Source organism: Pseudoalteromonas aurantia 208, assembly GCF_014858725.1.
GTDB classification, from domain to species: Bacteria; Pseudomonadota; Gammaproteobacteria; order Enterobacterales; family Alteromonadaceae; genus Pseudoalteromonas; species Pseudoalteromonas aurantia.
Window position 1 is genome coordinate 595,009 of sequence record NZ_AQGV01000015.1, and the last position, 16,179, is coordinate 611,187.

The following is a 16,179-nucleotide window of genomic DNA, read 5'->3' on the forward strand; positions in this document are numbered from 1 at the left end:
GACAATTAGATGGCAAATTTAAAGTTGGTAGTGTGATGGATGCTCAGTTTATCGAATAGGGGCATAGTTTTCTGGCGAGTGGATAAAGAAGCAAGCATGGCTGATACATTTGTCTTATTACTTTAAATTTTTATTAATTGAACGTTCAAATAAGTTGTCCCTATTTGTCATATTTATTTCCCATACTGCTTCGCGTTCAGCCATTTAACCTTAAATTAGAAGTTGGGAAATCATGAAAAATACTCTCTCGCTTAACCTGATCACTGCTGCATTATTAACGAGCTTTTCTGCAAGCAGCTTTGCTCAAGGCAATGCTGTTGAAAATAGCTCAGTAGAAGATAACACCATTGAAGAAGTTACTGTCGTTGGACAGAGCGTGTCGTTTGCAAATAACGCCACCACTCAAGAAATGTCAAAACAACAAGCTGCGATGACCAGTGCATTAGCGATTATTGATAACTTACCCGGTGTTTTAATAAATGAAGGCGATACATTTGGCTCTGATGATTGGTCTACCACGGTATCTATTCGTGGTTTTCAGCTGAGCTTAGATGAGCAGCAAATTGGTATTACGATTGATGGTATTGCCAATGGTAACTCTAATTATGGCGGCGGAGCCAAAGCAAACCGCTATATTGATACAGAAAACCTTGGCACGGTACAAGTATCTCAAGGTACAGCGGATGTCGCGTCTCGTTCAAATGAAGCATTAGGGGGCACACTTAACTTCACAACGATAGACCCGACAAAAGATGCAGGCTTAACTCTTTCATTCACCAACGGGGACTTCGAAGCACAGAAGTATTTTGCGCGCTATCAAACAGGGGAAGTATTTGACAATACCTATGCTTGGGTGAGTATATCTAGTTCGAGTAATTCAGATTGGGTACAACAAGTGGCAAATAGTGAGCGAGACCATATCGCGGCTAAAGTGCTACACAGCAATGGTCCATTAAGCGTTAAAGCATATGCATCTTATGATGATGTAAAAGAAGCGAATTACCAAAGGATCAGCACAGAACAATTCGCAATAGACCCTACATGGGATAGGTTAACTGACTCGATAACAGGTACTCCCTATGTAGATCAAGTTTTTCGTAATGGCTGGCAAACGTTAAGGGAAAATACCTTTGGTTATGTTCAAGCAAACTATGAAGCGCGTAACTGGGAATTGTCCGGCAATGTTTATTATCACCATAATGAAGGACGTGGTGACTGGATCCCGCCTTACCTTGAAGATATTTCGGCTGATGGCTTTAATCAACCTCATAGTGAGATCACATCTGATAAATCGTACACTGGGGGTAGCTCTAATGGTCGAATATATTTTGTCGACAAAGTTGGCCGACAACTTAGTCCGATTTCAGGATGTGAGTCGAGCATTACTTTTCCATATGGTGGCGCTGGGGCAGAGTATGATCCAGCTTGTTATCAAGCAGGTGCAATACCAGTGGGCTCATATCGCCATACTCATTATGGTAAAGACCGCTTAGGGTTCAACGCTGATTTTAGCTTTTACGGCAAGCTAGCTGATATGGACAATACGGTTCGAGCTGGAATATGGTACGAAGATTACCAGCGTCAAGAGTGGCGAGACTGGCATAAAAGAATTGATGCACGAGTGAGCGTAAACTTCGATAGTACTCCGTATTGGATACAGTACAACAGAGAATTCAATGTGGATACAACCATGTTCTATATTGAAAATGAATTGGACTTTAAAGTTGCAAGAGTGCGCGTTGGCGCGAAAAAGTTCTTAGTCGACCTTGAAGGTATTAACCTATTTGATGGGAGTAAAAACACCTCGATTGAGTCGGATTCAGAAACTTTATTGTCTGCAGGCATAGTGGCACCGACCCCCATTGAAGGCTTAGAGCTTTTTGCAGGGTATGCAGAAAACTTTGCTGCAATTAAAGATACCGTTTTGGAAAGAGATGCATCCGCACTGGATGAAATTGAGCCTGAGACGGCAGAGAATATTGACTTAGGCTTGCGTTATAGCTCAGATAAACTCAACGCCAGTGTGACATATTATGATGTTACTTTTGAAAACCGTTTAAATTTTATTGCGCCAGACTCACCTGATGGTATTAATTATTCGATTGGTAATAATGGTTCGTTTGAGAATGTTGGTGGTATTGAATCGAATGGATTTGAAGCGTCTGCGACATGGTACATGACCAATGAATGGGGAATGTATACGTCATATACCTATAATGACTCAACGTACACAGGCGGGTTAAGTACTTTCCCACAAGGGAACACAGTGTTTGGTTCAGCGGAAAACTTAGCTGTTATCTCATTTGATTGGAGCAAAGGTAATTATTTTGCTGGTTTATCAACAAAGTGGGTTGGAGATCGTTGGATGGATGCGGCAAATACTAAGAAAATTGATGCATATACAGTATCTGATTTTTATGCAGGTGTTGCGATTGATGCACCGATATCAGGGATCAAAGCCATGGAATTACGCTTTACCTTAAACAACGTGACGGATAAAAGTTACTTAGGAGGCGTGGCGAATCAGTCTGCATGGATAGGTGCTCCTCGTACTGCAGCAGTAAACTTTAAAGCTGAATTTTAACCTTTCGCTTGTATCAAAAGGCACATTGACTGTGCCTTTTTTTATTGTGCATTCTTAACATCAATACGCCTAATATTGAGGATCGACTCGTTTTTATCGTATCTGATAAAACAAATCCATACTTTAACTCACGTTCTCGTTTTTGATTAGACGAGTGGTTATTTGCTTATGTAGCAAAGTCATTTTATGCTAAACCTATATCAATAACGAGGCGACAACATGACTCATCACCATATTAATTACATTGAAATGGCTGCGTGTGATTTAGCGAAAACAGAACATTTTTTTTCTCGTGTTTTTAACTGGCAGTTTGAGCATTTCGGGCCAGATTACCGGGCATTTAGCAGCTCAGGCTTGGCTGGTGGGTTTTATAAGTCAGAATTAAGAGCCTGCACAAAATTAGGGAGTGCATTAGTGGTTATTTATAGTGTAAACCTAGAGCAGTCTTTACAAGATGTTGAGCTCGCGGGCGGGGAAATATGTGAGGCTATTTTTAGCTTCCCAGGAGGTCGACGTTTTCACTTTATTGAACCAAGTGGTAATGAATTAGCCGTATGGTCTGACCTATGAGTTTGATATAAATTTTGGTATGCTATTGGTAAGTAACACTTTTTATTGGGTATATTGTAATCAAAACCATACTAACCGCTATTATTCTATCAGCCAGCTCAGTATTAACAATGACCTTGGTTGAGGCTCGCCAGCTTTATGCCGATTTACCAGATAGTATTGATAAGCACGCGAAATATGTGTTTTATTCTCACGGTTACATTGTTGAGGGAACAAATCCTAAGCCAGTGGATACTCGATTTGGCTGGGGAGTATATGACTTTCCGGCAATCAAAGACGCGTTGTCAGACCCTAGCTATCATTTAATTGCGCACCATCGAAGCAAAAATACGGACCCGTTTGAGTATGCATACACACTGAGTGGGCAAGTTCGAACTTTGGTTGGGCAGGGAGTAAAGCCAAGTAACATTACCATTATGGGGTTTTCTCGGGGGGCGTTTATTACCGGAGTTGCGTCTGATAAGTTGTCTGATTTAGGCGTTAATACGATAATTCTTGCAGGGTGTGGTCGTTTAGTTTGGAAAAAGCACACAGATGTTAAAGTGTATGGTCACGTGTTATCTATTTATGAAAAAACGGACAAATCTAACAGCTGCAGTGCATTAGCAGAAAAAAGTACGTCCGTAAAATCATTTACCGAGCTTGAAATTAACACCGGTCTGAGTCATGGCGCTTTTTATCGGCCGAGGCCAGAGTGGGTGACCCCTCTAAAGGCATGGATTAAGTCGCAACGTTAACAACACTGAAAACAGCATGGCTGACTTCCCATCTTTGATGGGAATTTTAGTTTAATATGTGGTGTGTATGTTCTATTTTTGAAAAAGTTATTTCTCCAAAAGTATTAGGGGCTGTTGATCTTCTAGGTTAATTTTTGCAGCAATTTGATTGTATTTTATACAAGGTGGAGGCTGCTTAGCATGGTTATTCCATAGCCGACAACATAGTAGAAAAGCCAATCAAGCACTGCCTACCGGTTCTTTCGAGCAGCCCTTTCTCTTTGTTGCTTAATATTCGCTTAGATTACTAGGCCACATATTAAGCGCCGCGATAAAAGCATACTCAAAGAGAACGAAAATAGAACAGCAAAGATCAACAGCCCCTAGGCAATGCCTACATCCAGCTTGCTAAACCACTCTAAAAACTCATTCACCATCTCGCCTTTAAAAATACGACCATGTTGAGGTGCCATCATATTAATCTCAAGCTCTCGAACCCTCGCAACCCAGTTGTTTTTTGCGCGATTTGAAGGCATCCAACGGCGATGGAAGTACTCCATATACTTGATGTGCTGTGCGAAATTTTCAACGAATAATGGCACGTCACCATGCTCTAAAGAAGCGCCAATGTCTCCGCTCATTAAGATTTTTGCTTGGGGGTCGTAAACATTAAAATTGCCCGATGAGTGCAGGTAATGCGCAGGAATAAACTTTAGCGTCGCAGTGCCAAGCTTAATCTCGCCGCCTTCGTCTTTGATTGGCATATATTGGATGTTTTCCATACCAAAGTGACGTATGAACCCTTCCCAAAGCCATGGAGCATATAGCTTAGCGTTGGGCACTGTTTTATCCCATAAACCTAGCGAAGAAATGATGTCTGGGTCTTGATGGGATGCAAATAACGTGGTGATATTTTCTAGTTTTACATGGTGTAAAACTCCAGCAAGCATTGGCGAAAATAATTCAATGCCACCTGGATCTAGAATAATTGCTTCTTCAGCGCTTTTAATTAGGTATTGATTCGTGTCTATTATTTTTTCAGGTTTCGCTGGGTCTCGGCCTAGGACTAGCCACTGATGAGATTCTTCTGAATATAACTCGTTTGATTTCAACGCAGAGCTCCTCGTAATTTATATATTTCTTGTAGGTTATCATTGACGGCTTTTTTTATTTTTTTAGCGGCTTCAGCAATGAAGTCAGACACTGACTCTAGGCTATGACTAAATTCTCCGGCATTAGAGGCTTCAACTCGACTGGTGACCGCTATGTATTCGGCACTACGCATTTGCTTTTGAATGTCTTCAAAGTAGCTTTCGAGCGAAAAAATAGCCTGCTCTAAATTGCGCGTTTTTTGTTTTAAGTCCATTAAACTTTGTTGTTGCAAGGTGATAACGCATTTGTGCGCAGAAGTACTTTGTGCTTTTGTTAGTTGGTATTGATAGTCAGTACAGCGAACCACGGCTAATGCCAATGTAAACAGTTGATTTGAAAGTTTTGATATCTCAGAAGTGGTGCGAATTGTTTGTTCAGAAAACTCGTCAATAAAGTTTGTTATCGGTTTAAAGCCGTATGCCGCATCACCGGCTCTTAATGCGACGACTCGAGCGTTCTTTGCCGTCAAAGAAAGGTTTTTTGCCTGACTTAAAATCATATCTAAATTTGTAATGATATTAGCAACTCGCACAAAATTATTCATTGCTGATGTGGCTTGCTGAGAATTGATCATTGTATGACTCGGTTGTTGCAATTTTTACAGCATAGATAACTTTTATTTTATTTCCCAATTTATTGCCTATAAAACATGGTGTATATAGTGCTTTATCTTGTTGGAAACTTGATTAATTTTGCTCTGTCGCCAATAGTTTTAGTAGGCAATGAACAGAGTAATGGCTTATTGAGTTGATAAGCATTGGGCAAGTAGCCGACTAAGGTTTACGTGGATGAAACGGCATATATTTTGGGCGATAGGTTACTTAGTAATCGCTGTACTATTTATATTATACGGGCCCCCTCAACGAGTATGGGCTAGTCTTTGGGGCGCGGACCTTTGGTTAATTGCGGGGTTCATGACACTTCAGTACGGGAGTTGGTGGAAAACATCCACGCTTGCGTTAGCATTTACTTTTTTAGGTTACGTTGCTTTTGACTTCGTGAGTGTTGACGCATTCATTGTGTTGACGTTAAATATTTTTGAAGCTTATTTCATTGCTTTTTTCTTTAAACAACATTTTCAATTTCAACAAACAGTTAACCAGCCTAGTTATTTAGTAATGTGCTTAGTAAAGTTTGTGTTTCTCCCTTCATTAATACTAGGTGTAGCCGGTACCCAGTTGATTCCTGTGTTTTCAAACATGAGTGCACAGCGAGTGTTGATGGAGTGGTTTGAAGGGTCAGTTGTCACATTAGTAGTAGGTTTGCCAGTGGTTTTGTTATGTACGCAAAATGATAAATTAAAGTGGTCGTCTATCTATAATTTGCGAGACCTTGCATGGGGCGTGTCGGTGGCAGTTATTGCTATATGTTCCGCTTATATCTCTTGGGCGATGTTTGCAGTATTTACTGTGATTTTGTTGGCACTGTGCGCTGTTTTTCGTGGTTTTAAAGCACTGAGTTTGGCGGGGCTTATCTTAGCTGTTGTAATAGCTGTTGCGTTTAGTCATGGAGATTTATTAACCAAAGCCGAAAATAACACCAAATTGACAGTCTTGGTTACTATGCTTTTGGGCTATTGTAATGCTTTAATAATTTGCATGTATGACTTATCAAATAAATGCTCGTTCACACATATGCGCGCGCTGGATAGTCATTATCAACATACTTTTGAACAAAGCCCTGTCATGTTAGTTACGCTCGATGATGAAGGTAGAATCTTACATATTAGTGATGGGTTTATATGCAACCTTGAATACCGGCGTGAACAACTTCTAAATAAACCAATTACAGATTTTATGACGGATCATTCTGCGAGCTTAATTCATCACCGCGGATTGCAAGGAAACACTCAGTTTTCGATTGAAGAAATTGTCTTAGTGACCAGCCGCAATCAACAGGTAGTGTGTTTATTAGAAGCGGAGGTTTTTAGCGACCATGAAGGTGGTGGGCACACATTATGTTTCTTTCAAGATATGTCAGAGCGGCAAAAGCTGGCCGAAGCGCTATCAAAAGAGAAAGAGCTGCTAGAAGTGACGTTAAGTTCAATTGGAGATGGTGTTATTTGCACTGATGTAGATAGTAATGTGACTTATATGAATCCTGTTGCAGAAGCTATTTTGGCAAAGCTAACAGCTGAGGTTGCTGGGCAGCCATTTCAAGAAGTAATGCCACTTTTTAACGAAGATACATTACAGCCGATAGAAAATTTGACTGATTATTGTATGGGGAACCATCAAACATTAGGGTTACCAGAGCTTACGTGTGTTAAAAACCACTTAGGGCTAACATTTGCAATCCAAGATTCTATTTCGCCCATTTACGGTAAAAGTGGCAATATAATGGGATCTGTGATGGTTTTTCAAGATGTGACTGAGTCACGAATGATGTCGCGTAAAATGAATCATTTGGCTCATCACGACGCATTAACTGGATTGCCTAATAGATTGTTATTGCAAGATCGGTTAATTCAAGCATGTAAACGAGCCCGGCGCTGTAAACATCAATTCGCGTTGGTGTTTATTGACCTCGATAAGTTTAAGAAAATTAATGATTCGTTGGGTCATGATTATGGCGACTTGTTACTGAAGCAAGTATCAGAGCGGCTTGCTGGGTGTGTAAGAGCATGCGATACCGTGTCACGTATGGGGGGAGATGAGTTTGTATTATTGCTCGATGCCATTGAAGACAAACGCCATGTACGTAAAGTGATTAAAAAAGTACTGTCGAGCACGACAGGAGAATATGAGCTTAAAGGTATTCAATTAACAGTGTCTTTAAGCGCTGGTATTGCGATATATCCTGACGATGGTGATAATGCGGAAACACTGATGAAGCATGCCGATACAGCTATGTATAGGGCTAAGAAAGTCGCTAAGACTGATTTTCAATTCTATAGCGCAAAACTAGATCATGAAGCCGAATTGCGTGTGGAGATAGAAAGTGCAATTCATAAGAGCATTGAAAAAGGCGAGTTTATTCCTTATTACCAACCTATTGTAAATGCGAAAACATTTGAGCTTGAAAAGTTAGAAATGTTGGCTAGATGGCAACAACAAGATCAGTTGCTCGACCCAATTCACTTTATTGCTATTGCGGAAGATGCCAATTTGATTGGCAAGCTCAGCCTACAACTGCTGAAGAAATCATTTTCACAATTTGCTCAATGGTTGTTAATTAAACCTGGCTTAATTTTAAGCGTTAATATATCAGTGTTACAGCTCAGTGAAACACACTTTGTAAAGGAATTGCTTGATACAGCCGCTAAATATAATGTTCCGCCGACAAATTTAGAAATTGAAATCACTGAGTCGGCACTGGTATCAAATGTTGACGCGATGAAAAAAACATTACTGGAATTACAAAAACACGGCTTTGCAATAGCGATTGATGATTTTGGTACGGGGTTTTCTAGTTTGAGTTATTTGAAACATCTTAACTTTGACACAATAAAAATAGATGAATCATTTGTTGCAGACATCAGTGGCAGTAAGAAAAATGCTGATTTAGCGATGGTCATTGTTAATATGGCGAAAAGCCTTCAAGTCAATAGTGTTGCAGAAGGGGTAGAAAATGCGATGCAAGCGAAAGCGCTGACAGCATGCGGGTGCCAGCAGCTACAAGGCTATTTTTTCTCAGAACCGACTGATGCACAGGCAATGACCCATATGATTGAACATGGTCAAGTATTTAGCTCCATACACAAAGATAATTAAACTGTAATGTCGTAGTGTGTCGATTGAGGGATTTTAAGCCCTCGATGTGACTTTTTCATTTCTTAAGTTTTCCTTAATTTTCAAATTTTATAGTGACCATACCAACAAAACAAGGTGGTCACCATGACGATAGTTCATCACAATATATACAGTAACTTGCAAGCTATGTCGCAGTGGGCTGAAGTGGGCCAGCGAGGAAGAACTGAGCTTGAGGAAGCAGTAAGGATAGGCTTTTCACATGCATTTCAAGCGATGGTTTATGAGTTTTATCCATTGTTGAGTCAATTAAAGTTACCACAAGGTCAGTGCACGTTAGGACTTAGATTTGCATCGAATAGCGAGTTGTTTATTGAACAATATCTAGATGCACCAATAGAAAACTACCTTCCTCAAGCGGAAAGTAGACGCACCATTGCGGAATTAGGAAATTTACACTCAACTTACCGACGGGCTACTGTGTCGCACTTCATTGTGGTTACGATGGCCTTATTATCATCGCAAGTGCGATTTCTAGCTTTTACAGGCACAGAACAGGTTCGGCAGTTAATGTCTAGTTTGGAAATACCAATCTGTGAATTAAGCAAGGCTGAACCTCGTCGAGTTACAACTGCCCATCACTATGGACGGTATTATCAAGCCAACCCAAAGGCCTGTGTGGTCGATTTAACTGCTGCTATGAAGGTGATTAATAGGAATCATCTTTTTACCCAAATAGTTAATCAATTCCACCCTCATATTGAACATTTAGAACAAGGCTTTTCCCTATGAATTCTTTACTGAATTATTTACCTCATCAGTCGCAGCAGATAGTACTTCAAGATGAAAGTAGTGGGGTGTCTTTAGCGCAATTACAGGAGAATTGTCTACGATTGAGCAGGGAAATTATGCAATTTGATAGTCAGTGCATAGCAATCAAACTATCAAATTGCATTGCATGGGTTGTGCTTGATATTGCAATTATGCAGGCCAATAGGATCGCATTACCTCTGCCACCATTTTTTAGCTCAGATCAGCAAGACTATGCAATGGAAAAAGCTGGCTGCCAAGTGCTATTTACAGATGAGCCCCAAGATAACAATCTACTTATGTTTCGCCAAGAGATATTTGGCCGTGCAATTTATGTATATAAAACAAAGATACATAGTCCTGTGAGTATTTTTAAACAAACAAAGAAAATTACTTTCACTTCGGGTTCTACCGGTCAACCAAAAGGGGTTTGTTTATCATTTGAAAGCCAGCTTGCAGTTGCACGAAGCTTATGTACGAAGATAGACATTCAAGCCCCAAAACACCTGTGCATATTACCATTAGCTGTATTGCTGGAAAACATCGCTGGTGTTTATGCTCCGCTACTGAGTGGTGGACAGGTGGTTTTATTAACAAATGAGCAGTTGGGGTATTTAGGGGGGGAGCTTAATGATGGACAACGGCTACTTTCTGCAATTGATGCGAATCAGCCTACTTCAATCATTCTCGTACCTGAGCTTTTGAAGTACCTAATTATGGCCTGTATGGAAGGGTGGGTACCACCAAAGAGTTTAATGTTTATAGCGATAGGAGGGGCACATACAGATCGAGAGTTATTGCGCAGAGCTTGGGACATGGGGCTACCTGTATTCCAAGGATACGGGTTATCAGAAGCTGGTTCTGTTGTATGTTTGAATAGCTCAGAATATCAAGATGGTTCGGTAGGCCCAGTATTACCACATATTATAAGCCGTTGTGTTGAAGGTGAACTGCAAATTAAAGGTCCGCTTTTCTTAGGGTATTTAGGGGGGGCAGCCCATAACCCACATTCATGGTTTGCTACTGGAGATCTCATTGGCGAATCCTCAAAGTCAATGAATGGCGACCTTAATTTGCAGATCTTAGGGCGTAAATCAAATCTTATAATTAATAGCTATGGGCGAAACATAAACCCAGAGTGGCCGGAGTCTTTACTGTTGAGTAAACCATGGTTGCAACAGGCTGTTGTTTTTGGAGAAGCGAAGCCATTTTTAATTGCTCTGTTATGGGTTGGAAAAGACATTCTAGATGAGCAGGTAAGCGAGCATATCCACATGATTAATTCATATTTACCTGATTATGCACAAGTAAAGCGCTGGGTGCGATTGAGCGCGCCTTTGAGTCTATCGCAGGGATACCTAACACCCAACTGTAAACCTAAGCGATTGCAGATAGCTCAGGGGTTTAGAAACCAAATTTTAGAATTATATAACTAACGATAGGAACTGATAATGATGAATAATTTTTACAATAAACTTCAAGAGAGCACTCAATCAGAGCGTGAATATTTGCTGACTGCACCGATTATTAATGCTGTGTTTAGTGGAGATATTCAATTAGGTCAATACGCTTCATTTTTACAACAAGCTTTTCATCATGTTAAGCATACAGTGCCGCTTCTTATGGCATGTGGTAGCAAACTGGATGAATCGAAGGAGTGGTTACGTGTTGCCGTTGGTGAATACATTGAAGAAGAAACAGGGCATCAAGAGTGGATTTTAAATGATATTGCAGCGTGTGGCTTTGATAAAGAGGTGGTGAGAAGTTCACGACCGAGTTTTGAGACCGAAATGATGGTGAGTTACGCCTATGACAGCATCCATAGAGTGAGCCCATTGAGTTTTTTTGGCATGGTAAATGTTTTGGAAGGAACATCTATTGCTTTGGCCGATGATGCTGCGTCGATGATAGCTAATAAATTAGATTTACCATCGCACGCGTTTAGTTATTTAAGTTCTCATGGTGCTTTGGATATTGAGCACATTGAATTTTTCAAAGGACTGATGAATAAAATTACCTGTCCTAACGAGCAAGCCATTATTACGCACAGTGCAAAGTGTTTTTATCGTCTTTATGGGGATATGTTTAGAAGTTTAGAGTCCAGACCTAATTACACTCATGTTGAGGAAGCTTGCTAATGAAAAATCAAAATTTAGCTGTCATTACGGGCGCAGCAGGAGGCATTGGAGCAGCAATTGCTAAGCAGTTAAGCATCGCGGGTTGGCGCTGCTTATTATTGGGGCGTAATGAACAAAAACTGATTAAATTATGTCATACCTTAGAAGGTGAGCATCGTTATCTAGTGGCTGATCTACAAGAGGACGAAAGCTGCGAAATAGTATCTAAATTGGTGAAGGATCTAGGTGGTATTAAGTTGTTGGTCAATAATGCTGGAGTTAATCAAATGGCCCCATTTTCGTCAAACACACAAGTTGATATACGCCAACAACTTCAAGTAAATTTATTCGCACCTATACAGTTAACACATCAATTGCTTGATCAGCTGTTGTCAAATCAAGGGACGGTGGTAAATATAGGCTCTGCATATGGCTATATCGGATATCCATATCAAAGTGTGTATTGTGCCAGCAAGTTTGGTCTCAGAGGTTTTAGCGAAGCATTGTCGCGAGAATATGAAGGACGTCTTGCAGTTAAATACTTAGCACCACGTGCAACAGATACTGCAATAAATAATACTCAGGTCCGTGCATTAAATAAGTCAATGGGAAACAGGATGGATAGCACTGAAGCCGTCGCAGGTGAATTTATGGGGTTACTAGAATCGCGAAAGCGAAGGTTGGTGTTAGGGTATCCCGAGAAATTGTTTTCGCGTTTGAATGGTCTACTTCCAGAAGTAATTGATGCTGTGCTTTGCAAGCAACTGCGCACCATTAAGAGCTTTGTTGGTTCTGCTAACGAGCAAAAGGAATCATCACAATGATACGTATTTATTGGGCATTATTTATCGGTTTGTCATTCAGTACGCAAGCCGAGGCAAGTTTAGATATTCATTTAAGGGCAATTCAACAAGCATGGGTTGTTGCAAATTACGAATTATTCAATAGTGAGCAAGAAGAGGCCTTTGAAACATTGGTTAGTGAGAGCCAAAATTTAGTTATCAATTACCCCAACTCGGCAGAAAGCCATATTTGGCATGGTATAGTGCAATCAAGTTACGCTGGCGCAAAAGGTGGTATCGGGGCTTTAGGACTTGCAAAATCAGCGAAGGTTGAGTTTGAGCGCGCGATATCTATCAATGAGAGTGCATTAAATGGATCGGCATTAACCAGTTTGGGGACGTTGTACAGTAAGGTCCCAGGCTGGCCGATAGGCTTTGGAAATGATAAGAAAGCAGTCAGTTATTTTAAAAAGTCATTACTTTTAAATCCAACTGGGTTAGATATCAACTACTTTTATGGTCAATTTCTTTATGATGAGCGACAATACAAACAAGCATTGGATTATTTACAGACTGCATTGCTAGCCCCCTCTCGTGAAGGGCGTGAAAAAGCAGATGAATATCGTAAAGGAGAGGTCGCGGTGTTGCTACAAAAAATTAATAAGAAATTGAAAAGTAAACGATGAAGTTATTGTTAGTTGAAGATGATGCCTTGTTAGCGCAAGGCCTTATCCATTCACTTAAAAAAGAAGGTTATAGTGTTGAGCATGCGGGCTCAATATGCTGTGCGATGGCATTCATCGATGAAGGGAATATTGAAATGGTGGTACTGGATTTAGGGCTGCCAGATGGTGATGGACTATCAATACTTAAAGCAATTAAACAGTCTAAATTACCCATCGCTGTGTTATTGCTGACAGCAAGGGATAGTACAGATGATAAAATCATAGGCCTTGACTTGGGGGCTGATGATTACTTACCAAAGCCGTTTGATGCGAAAGAGTTATTTGCTCGGTTGCGAGTAATAGGACGCCGCTTAGGCAGCCAGCTAACAACACAGCTCAGCAGTATTTTAACATGCAGCAATGTGACACTGGATCTCGGGGGCCACCAAGCGTTTGTTGATGGTATTGCTATTGAGTTACCGCGAAAAGAATTCATGTTATTAAAAGCCCTTATTGAGAATCAAGCGCGTGTTTTATCTAAAGCGCAATTAGAGAATAAGCTTTATCAGTGGGGAGAAGAGTTGGGCTCAAATGCTATTGAAGTGCACATTCACCATTTACGAAAAAAACTACCAAAAGGGTTTATTAAAACTTTACGAGGGATAGGCTACGTCGTGGGAAAACAGTAATATGCAACGTACCCACACGTATGGATTGTCAATAAGTCGCCGTTTAACCATGATTTTGATTTCAGCCATGGTGCTTGTTTCGTTTATGGCTTTACTTGAGGGGTACAAGCGGAGCATGCAGCAAGCGCAGCAGCAAATGGACGCGCACTTACATAATTTAGCTGGAGTATTAATAAATGCTCAAACAACTCAATGGCCTGAAAATGATGACGTATATGCTAAGTTATGGGACAAGGGACGCGTGGTTTTTTCAGCAAAAAAACTTATACCAATTAGTGCAGTTCAAGTTATGGAACCAGGTATTAAAACAACGAATATGGTTGGGCTAAGATTGAGAGTTTTAGCTATAAAACAGGGGGATAAACACCTAATCGTGGGTGAACCGATGCAAAAGCGCTTCAATCTAACAGAATCACTCATTTTGTCAGCTATGATGCCGTTGGTGGTTGCAATGCCGATATTGGCATTGTTTATAGCATGGTACATTCGCCTCTCACTATTGCCATTGACTCAATTATCTAAGGAGCTAAAGCATCGAAAAGCCGACAACTTTGAGCGATTAAATACGGCGAGCACTGATGCTGAAGTGGCACCGGTGATTGAGCGATTAAATAGTCTATTTACAAAAGTTGAAGCGGCTTACTTAAGAGAGAGATATTTTGCATCAGACGCAGCGCATGAGTTAAAAACACCAATAAGTAGCCTTAAAATACATTTACATAATGTATCTCAAGAAATGAATCATGTTAGCTTCGATGCTATGGCACTAGGGCTAGAGCAATTGACTCATATTGTAGAACAGATGCTTACATTGGCGCGTACTGAGCCAGATTCATGGCAGGCAAACTTCACCAACATTGATGTATTGTCGTTAACTCAAACTGTTGTCAGTAATTTGTATCCCCGCATTGAGTTGAAACGACAACAAATAAGCTTGGAGGGGGAGGATGCCTATATTAGGGGTTGTGAATTTACTCTCTCAACTTTGTTTATAAATTTAATAAGTAATGCCATAAAATACTCGCCAAATGATGGAAGCATTCAACTCTCTGTTTTGAATAGTGAAGGCCGAATTGGGTGGCAAATAGATGATTCGGGGACGGGGATGAGCGAAGCACAGATAGCGAGAGTATTTGATCGCTTTTATAGGGTGGGGGGTGACAAGCATCCATCCGGCGAAAAAGGCGCGGGCTTAGGCATGGCAATCGTTTCTCAGATATTGGCGATTTATGGCGCTAAGATTGTGTTACAAGAATCGCATTTAGGCGGCTTACGTGCACAGGTTTGGTTTTTGAAGGAGCAAACATGTGTAACCGAATCAAACTGATATTATTGGGCTTCGTGGGTATATTGTACATGAGCTCGTTAAGTGCAGATAATACAATTAGTCTGGTATTAAGGGATCATTTATTTATTCCCGCGCAATTAGAAGTGCCGGCAAATAGAAAGCTACGTTTGGTGATAGATAATCAAGATATGACAGCGGAAGAATTCGATAGTTTTGATTTGAATCGTGAAAAAGTACTGTTTCCTAGACGTAAGAGTGTTATTTATATTGGGCCTCTAAGCCCTGGCGAATATCGATTCTTTGGTGAGTTCTCCCCAAACACGGCGCAAGGCTTGATTATTGCCAAGGAGTCTAGAGATGCTTCTTAATACAGTTATTATTAGCCTGAATCAATTTCTACCGCTAGGAGTACTTTGGGTATTGTTATCTCTTTACCCGCCGTCAACACTAGAAAACCGTGAATTTAGCCATACGCTTGGGGTCTTTGTTTTTGGTCTGATAAGCTGCTTCATTTATCTATGGTTGGCTGGTGATGTGAGCCAATGGTTTGATTTTCTTGGATTAGAGTTGGCTCAAATTACGTTTCTTTGCGGTATATATGCGTCTGTACTTGCTCTTATTGTATCAAATTATTGGTTGTACAAATACAGCGCATTGGTGTGTGCAATGCTTGCGTATTTAAGCCACTTTATGACTTATTTAAGTAGTTATGGTCAAGTAGGTATGGCGAAAAGTATGTTGATTGGCACAGTTTTAGGTATGGGGCTGTGTGTTAGTTTTATTATTCTCTTGTATTTTTCATTGGTGTGGGTGCGCAATATGTACTCAAAAAACTGGCTAATCGCTTTGATCACTTTACATTGTGCCAGCAAAATCGCAACGGCGACTGATTTAGCAAGTCAGGTAGATTTAATCTCGGCAAGTTCAGAAGTTTTCAATCTTAAATGGCTACTAGATGAATATAGCATTATTGGCCGGGTCCTTAAAGCACTTATCGGCTATGAAGCAAGTCCGAGTATGCTGAGTTTAGCCAGTTTTCTAATTGCAGTATTTGTAATGTTAATTGCGTTTCAATACAGGATGAAGATGATAAAAATAAGGGGCAAAGGGGCATAAA

Annotated in this window: 15 protein-coding genes; 13 read left to right on the plus strand and 2 right to left on the minus strand. The window is 40.5% G+C overall.

Annotated elements, in window-relative coordinates; all coding sequences use genetic code 11:
- Positions 1 to 232 precede the first annotated feature (232 nt).
- From PAUR_RS20840 to PAUR_RS20850, 3 genes are all read left to right on the plus strand, one after another.
- A complete protein-coding gene (locus tag PAUR_RS20840) occupies positions 233 to 2,584 on the plus strand; it encodes a TonB-dependent receptor domain-containing protein (protein WP_192509644.1) in 2,352 nt (783 codons plus the stop codon).
- A 219-nt stretch (positions 2,585 to 2,803) separates the two neighbouring features.
- Complete coding sequence (locus tag PAUR_RS20845; protein ID WP_192509645.1) at positions 2,804 to 3,154, plus strand: VOC family protein; 351 nt, start codon at positions 2,804 to 2,806, stop codon at positions 3,152 to 3,154.
- 110 nt (positions 3,155 to 3,264) lie between these two features.
- A complete protein-coding gene (locus tag PAUR_RS20850; protein ID WP_225738533.1) occupies positions 3,265 to 3,891 on the plus strand; it encodes an alpha/beta hydrolase in 627 nt (208 codons plus the stop codon).
- Between the two features lie 362 nt (positions 3,892 to 4,253).
- Here PAUR_RS20850 and PAUR_RS20855 read toward each other — a convergent pair whose 3' ends face one another.
- Together PAUR_RS20855 and PAUR_RS20860 are read right to left on the minus strand one after the other, a co-directional pair.
- Positions 4,254 to 4,982 (minus strand): oxygen-binding di-iron domain-containing protein, encoded by a 729-nt coding sequence (locus PAUR_RS20855; protein ID WP_192509646.1) that lies wholly within the window; start codon positions 4,980 to 4,982, stop codon positions 4,254 to 4,256.
- Positions 4,979 to 5,596 carry a chemotaxis protein gene (locus PAUR_RS20860; protein ID WP_192509647.1) on the minus strand — a complete coding sequence of 206 codons (618 nt, stop codon included), beginning with the start codon at positions 5,594 to 5,596 and terminating at the stop codon, positions 4,979 to 4,981. The genes PAUR_RS20855 and PAUR_RS20860 overlap by 4 nt, the downstream gene beginning before the upstream one ends.
- Positions 5,597 to 5,936: 340 nt before the next feature.
- Between PAUR_RS20860 and PAUR_RS20865 the strand changes: the two genes are divergently transcribed.
- From PAUR_RS20865 to PAUR_RS20910, 10 genes are all read left to right on the plus strand, one after another.
- Positions 5,937 to 8,735 (plus strand): EAL domain-containing protein, encoded by a 2,799-nt coding sequence (locus PAUR_RS20865; RefSeq protein WP_192509648.1) that lies wholly within the window; start codon positions 5,937 to 5,939, stop codon positions 8,733 to 8,735.
- Positions 8,736 to 8,858: 123 nt separating this feature from the next.
- Complete coding sequence (locus tag PAUR_RS20870; RefSeq protein ID WP_192509649.1) at positions 8,859 to 9,503, plus strand: thermostable hemolysin; 645 nt, start codon at positions 8,859 to 8,861, stop codon at positions 9,501 to 9,503.
- A complete protein-coding gene (locus tag PAUR_RS20875) occupies positions 9,500 to 10,957 on the plus strand; it encodes an AMP-binding protein (RefSeq protein ID WP_192509650.1) in 1,458 nt (485 codons plus the stop codon). The genes PAUR_RS20870 and PAUR_RS20875 overlap by 4 nt, the downstream gene beginning before the upstream one ends.
- An 18-nt stretch (positions 10,958 to 10,975) precedes the next feature.
- Complete coding sequence (locus PAUR_RS20880) at positions 10,976 to 11,659, plus strand: TenA family transcriptional regulator (RefSeq protein WP_192510157.1); 684 nt, start codon at positions 10,976 to 10,978, stop codon at positions 11,657 to 11,659.
- Positions 11,659 to 12,462 (plus strand): SDR family oxidoreductase, encoded by an 804-nt coding sequence (locus PAUR_RS20885; protein ID WP_192509651.1) that lies wholly within the window; start codon positions 11,659 to 11,661, stop codon positions 12,460 to 12,462. The genes PAUR_RS20880 and PAUR_RS20885 overlap by 1 nt, the downstream gene beginning before the upstream one ends.
- Positions 12,459 to 13,106, plus strand: coding sequence for a tetratricopeptide repeat protein (locus tag PAUR_RS20890; protein WP_192509652.1), 648 nt, complete (start codon positions 12,459 to 12,461; stop codon positions 13,104 to 13,106). The genes PAUR_RS20885 and PAUR_RS20890 overlap by 4 nt, the downstream gene beginning before the upstream one ends.
- Complete coding sequence (locus tag PAUR_RS20895; protein WP_192509653.1) at positions 13,103 to 13,774, plus strand: response regulator; 672 nt, start codon at positions 13,103 to 13,105, stop codon at positions 13,772 to 13,774. Before PAUR_RS20890 ends, PAUR_RS20895 begins: the two co-directional genes overlap by 4 nt.
- 1 nt (position 13,775) lies before the next feature.
- Positions 13,776 to 15,101, plus strand: coding sequence for an ATP-binding protein (locus PAUR_RS20900; RefSeq protein ID WP_225738534.1), 1,326 nt, complete (start codon positions 13,776 to 13,778; stop codon positions 15,099 to 15,101).
- On the plus strand, positions 15,080 to 15,430 hold the full coding sequence (locus PAUR_RS20905) for a cupredoxin domain-containing protein (RefSeq protein WP_404821717.1): 351 nt from the start codon (positions 15,080 to 15,082) through the stop codon (positions 15,428 to 15,430). Before PAUR_RS20900 ends, PAUR_RS20905 begins: the two co-directional genes overlap by 22 nt.
- Entirely contained in the window at positions 15,420 to 16,178 is a 759-nt protein-coding gene (locus tag PAUR_RS20910; protein ID WP_192509654.1) for a hypothetical protein, read from the plus strand. The genes PAUR_RS20905 and PAUR_RS20910 overlap by 11 nt, the downstream gene beginning before the upstream one ends.
- Position 16,179: the final 1 nt, after the last annotated feature.

Coding starts and splice junctions, on each gene's coding strand:
- PAUR_RS20880 (WP_192510157.1), top strand. CDS start 10,976: ATGAATAATTTTTACAATAAACTTCAAGAGAGCACTCAATCAGAGCGT.
- PAUR_RS20860 (WP_192509647.1), bottom strand. CDS start 5,596: ATGATCAATTCTCAGCAAGCCACATCAGCAATGAATAATTTTGTGCGA.
- PAUR_RS20840 (WP_192509644.1), top strand. CDS start 233: ATGAAAAATACTCTCTCGCTTAACCTGATCACTGCTGCATTATTAACG.
- PAUR_RS20875 (WP_192509650.1), top strand. CDS start 9,500: ATGAATTCTTTACTGAATTATTTACCTCATCAGTCGCAGCAGATAGTA.
- PAUR_RS20885 (WP_192509651.1), top strand. CDS start 11,659: ATGAAAAATCAAAATTTAGCTGTCATTACGGGCGCAGCAGGAGGCATT.
- PAUR_RS20865 (WP_192509648.1), top strand. CDS start 5,937: ATGACACTTCAGTACGGGAGTTGGTGGAAAACATCCACGCTTGCGTTA.
- PAUR_RS20850 (WP_225738533.1), top strand. CDS start 3,265: ATGACCTTGGTTGAGGCTCGCCAGCTTTATGCCGATTTACCAGATAGT.
- PAUR_RS20905 (WP_404821717.1), top strand. CDS start 15,080: ATGTGTAACCGAATCAAACTGATATTATTGGGCTTCGTGGGTATATTG.
- PAUR_RS20845 (WP_192509645.1), top strand. CDS start 2,804: ATGACTCATCACCATATTAATTACATTGAAATGGCTGCGTGTGATTTA.
- PAUR_RS20910 (WP_192509654.1), top strand. CDS start 15,420: ATGCTTCTTAATACAGTTATTATTAGCCTGAATCAATTTCTACCGCTA.
- PAUR_RS20890 (WP_192509652.1), top strand. CDS start 12,459: ATGATACGTATTTATTGGGCATTATTTATCGGTTTGTCATTCAGTACG.
- PAUR_RS20900 (WP_225738534.1), top strand. CDS start 13,776: ATGCAACGTACCCACACGTATGGATTGTCAATAAGTCGCCGTTTAACC.
- PAUR_RS20870 (WP_192509649.1), top strand. CDS start 8,859: ATGACGATAGTTCATCACAATATATACAGTAACTTGCAAGCTATGTCG.
- PAUR_RS20895 (WP_192509653.1), top strand. CDS start 13,103: ATGAAGTTATTGTTAGTTGAAGATGATGCCTTGTTAGCGCAAGGCCTT.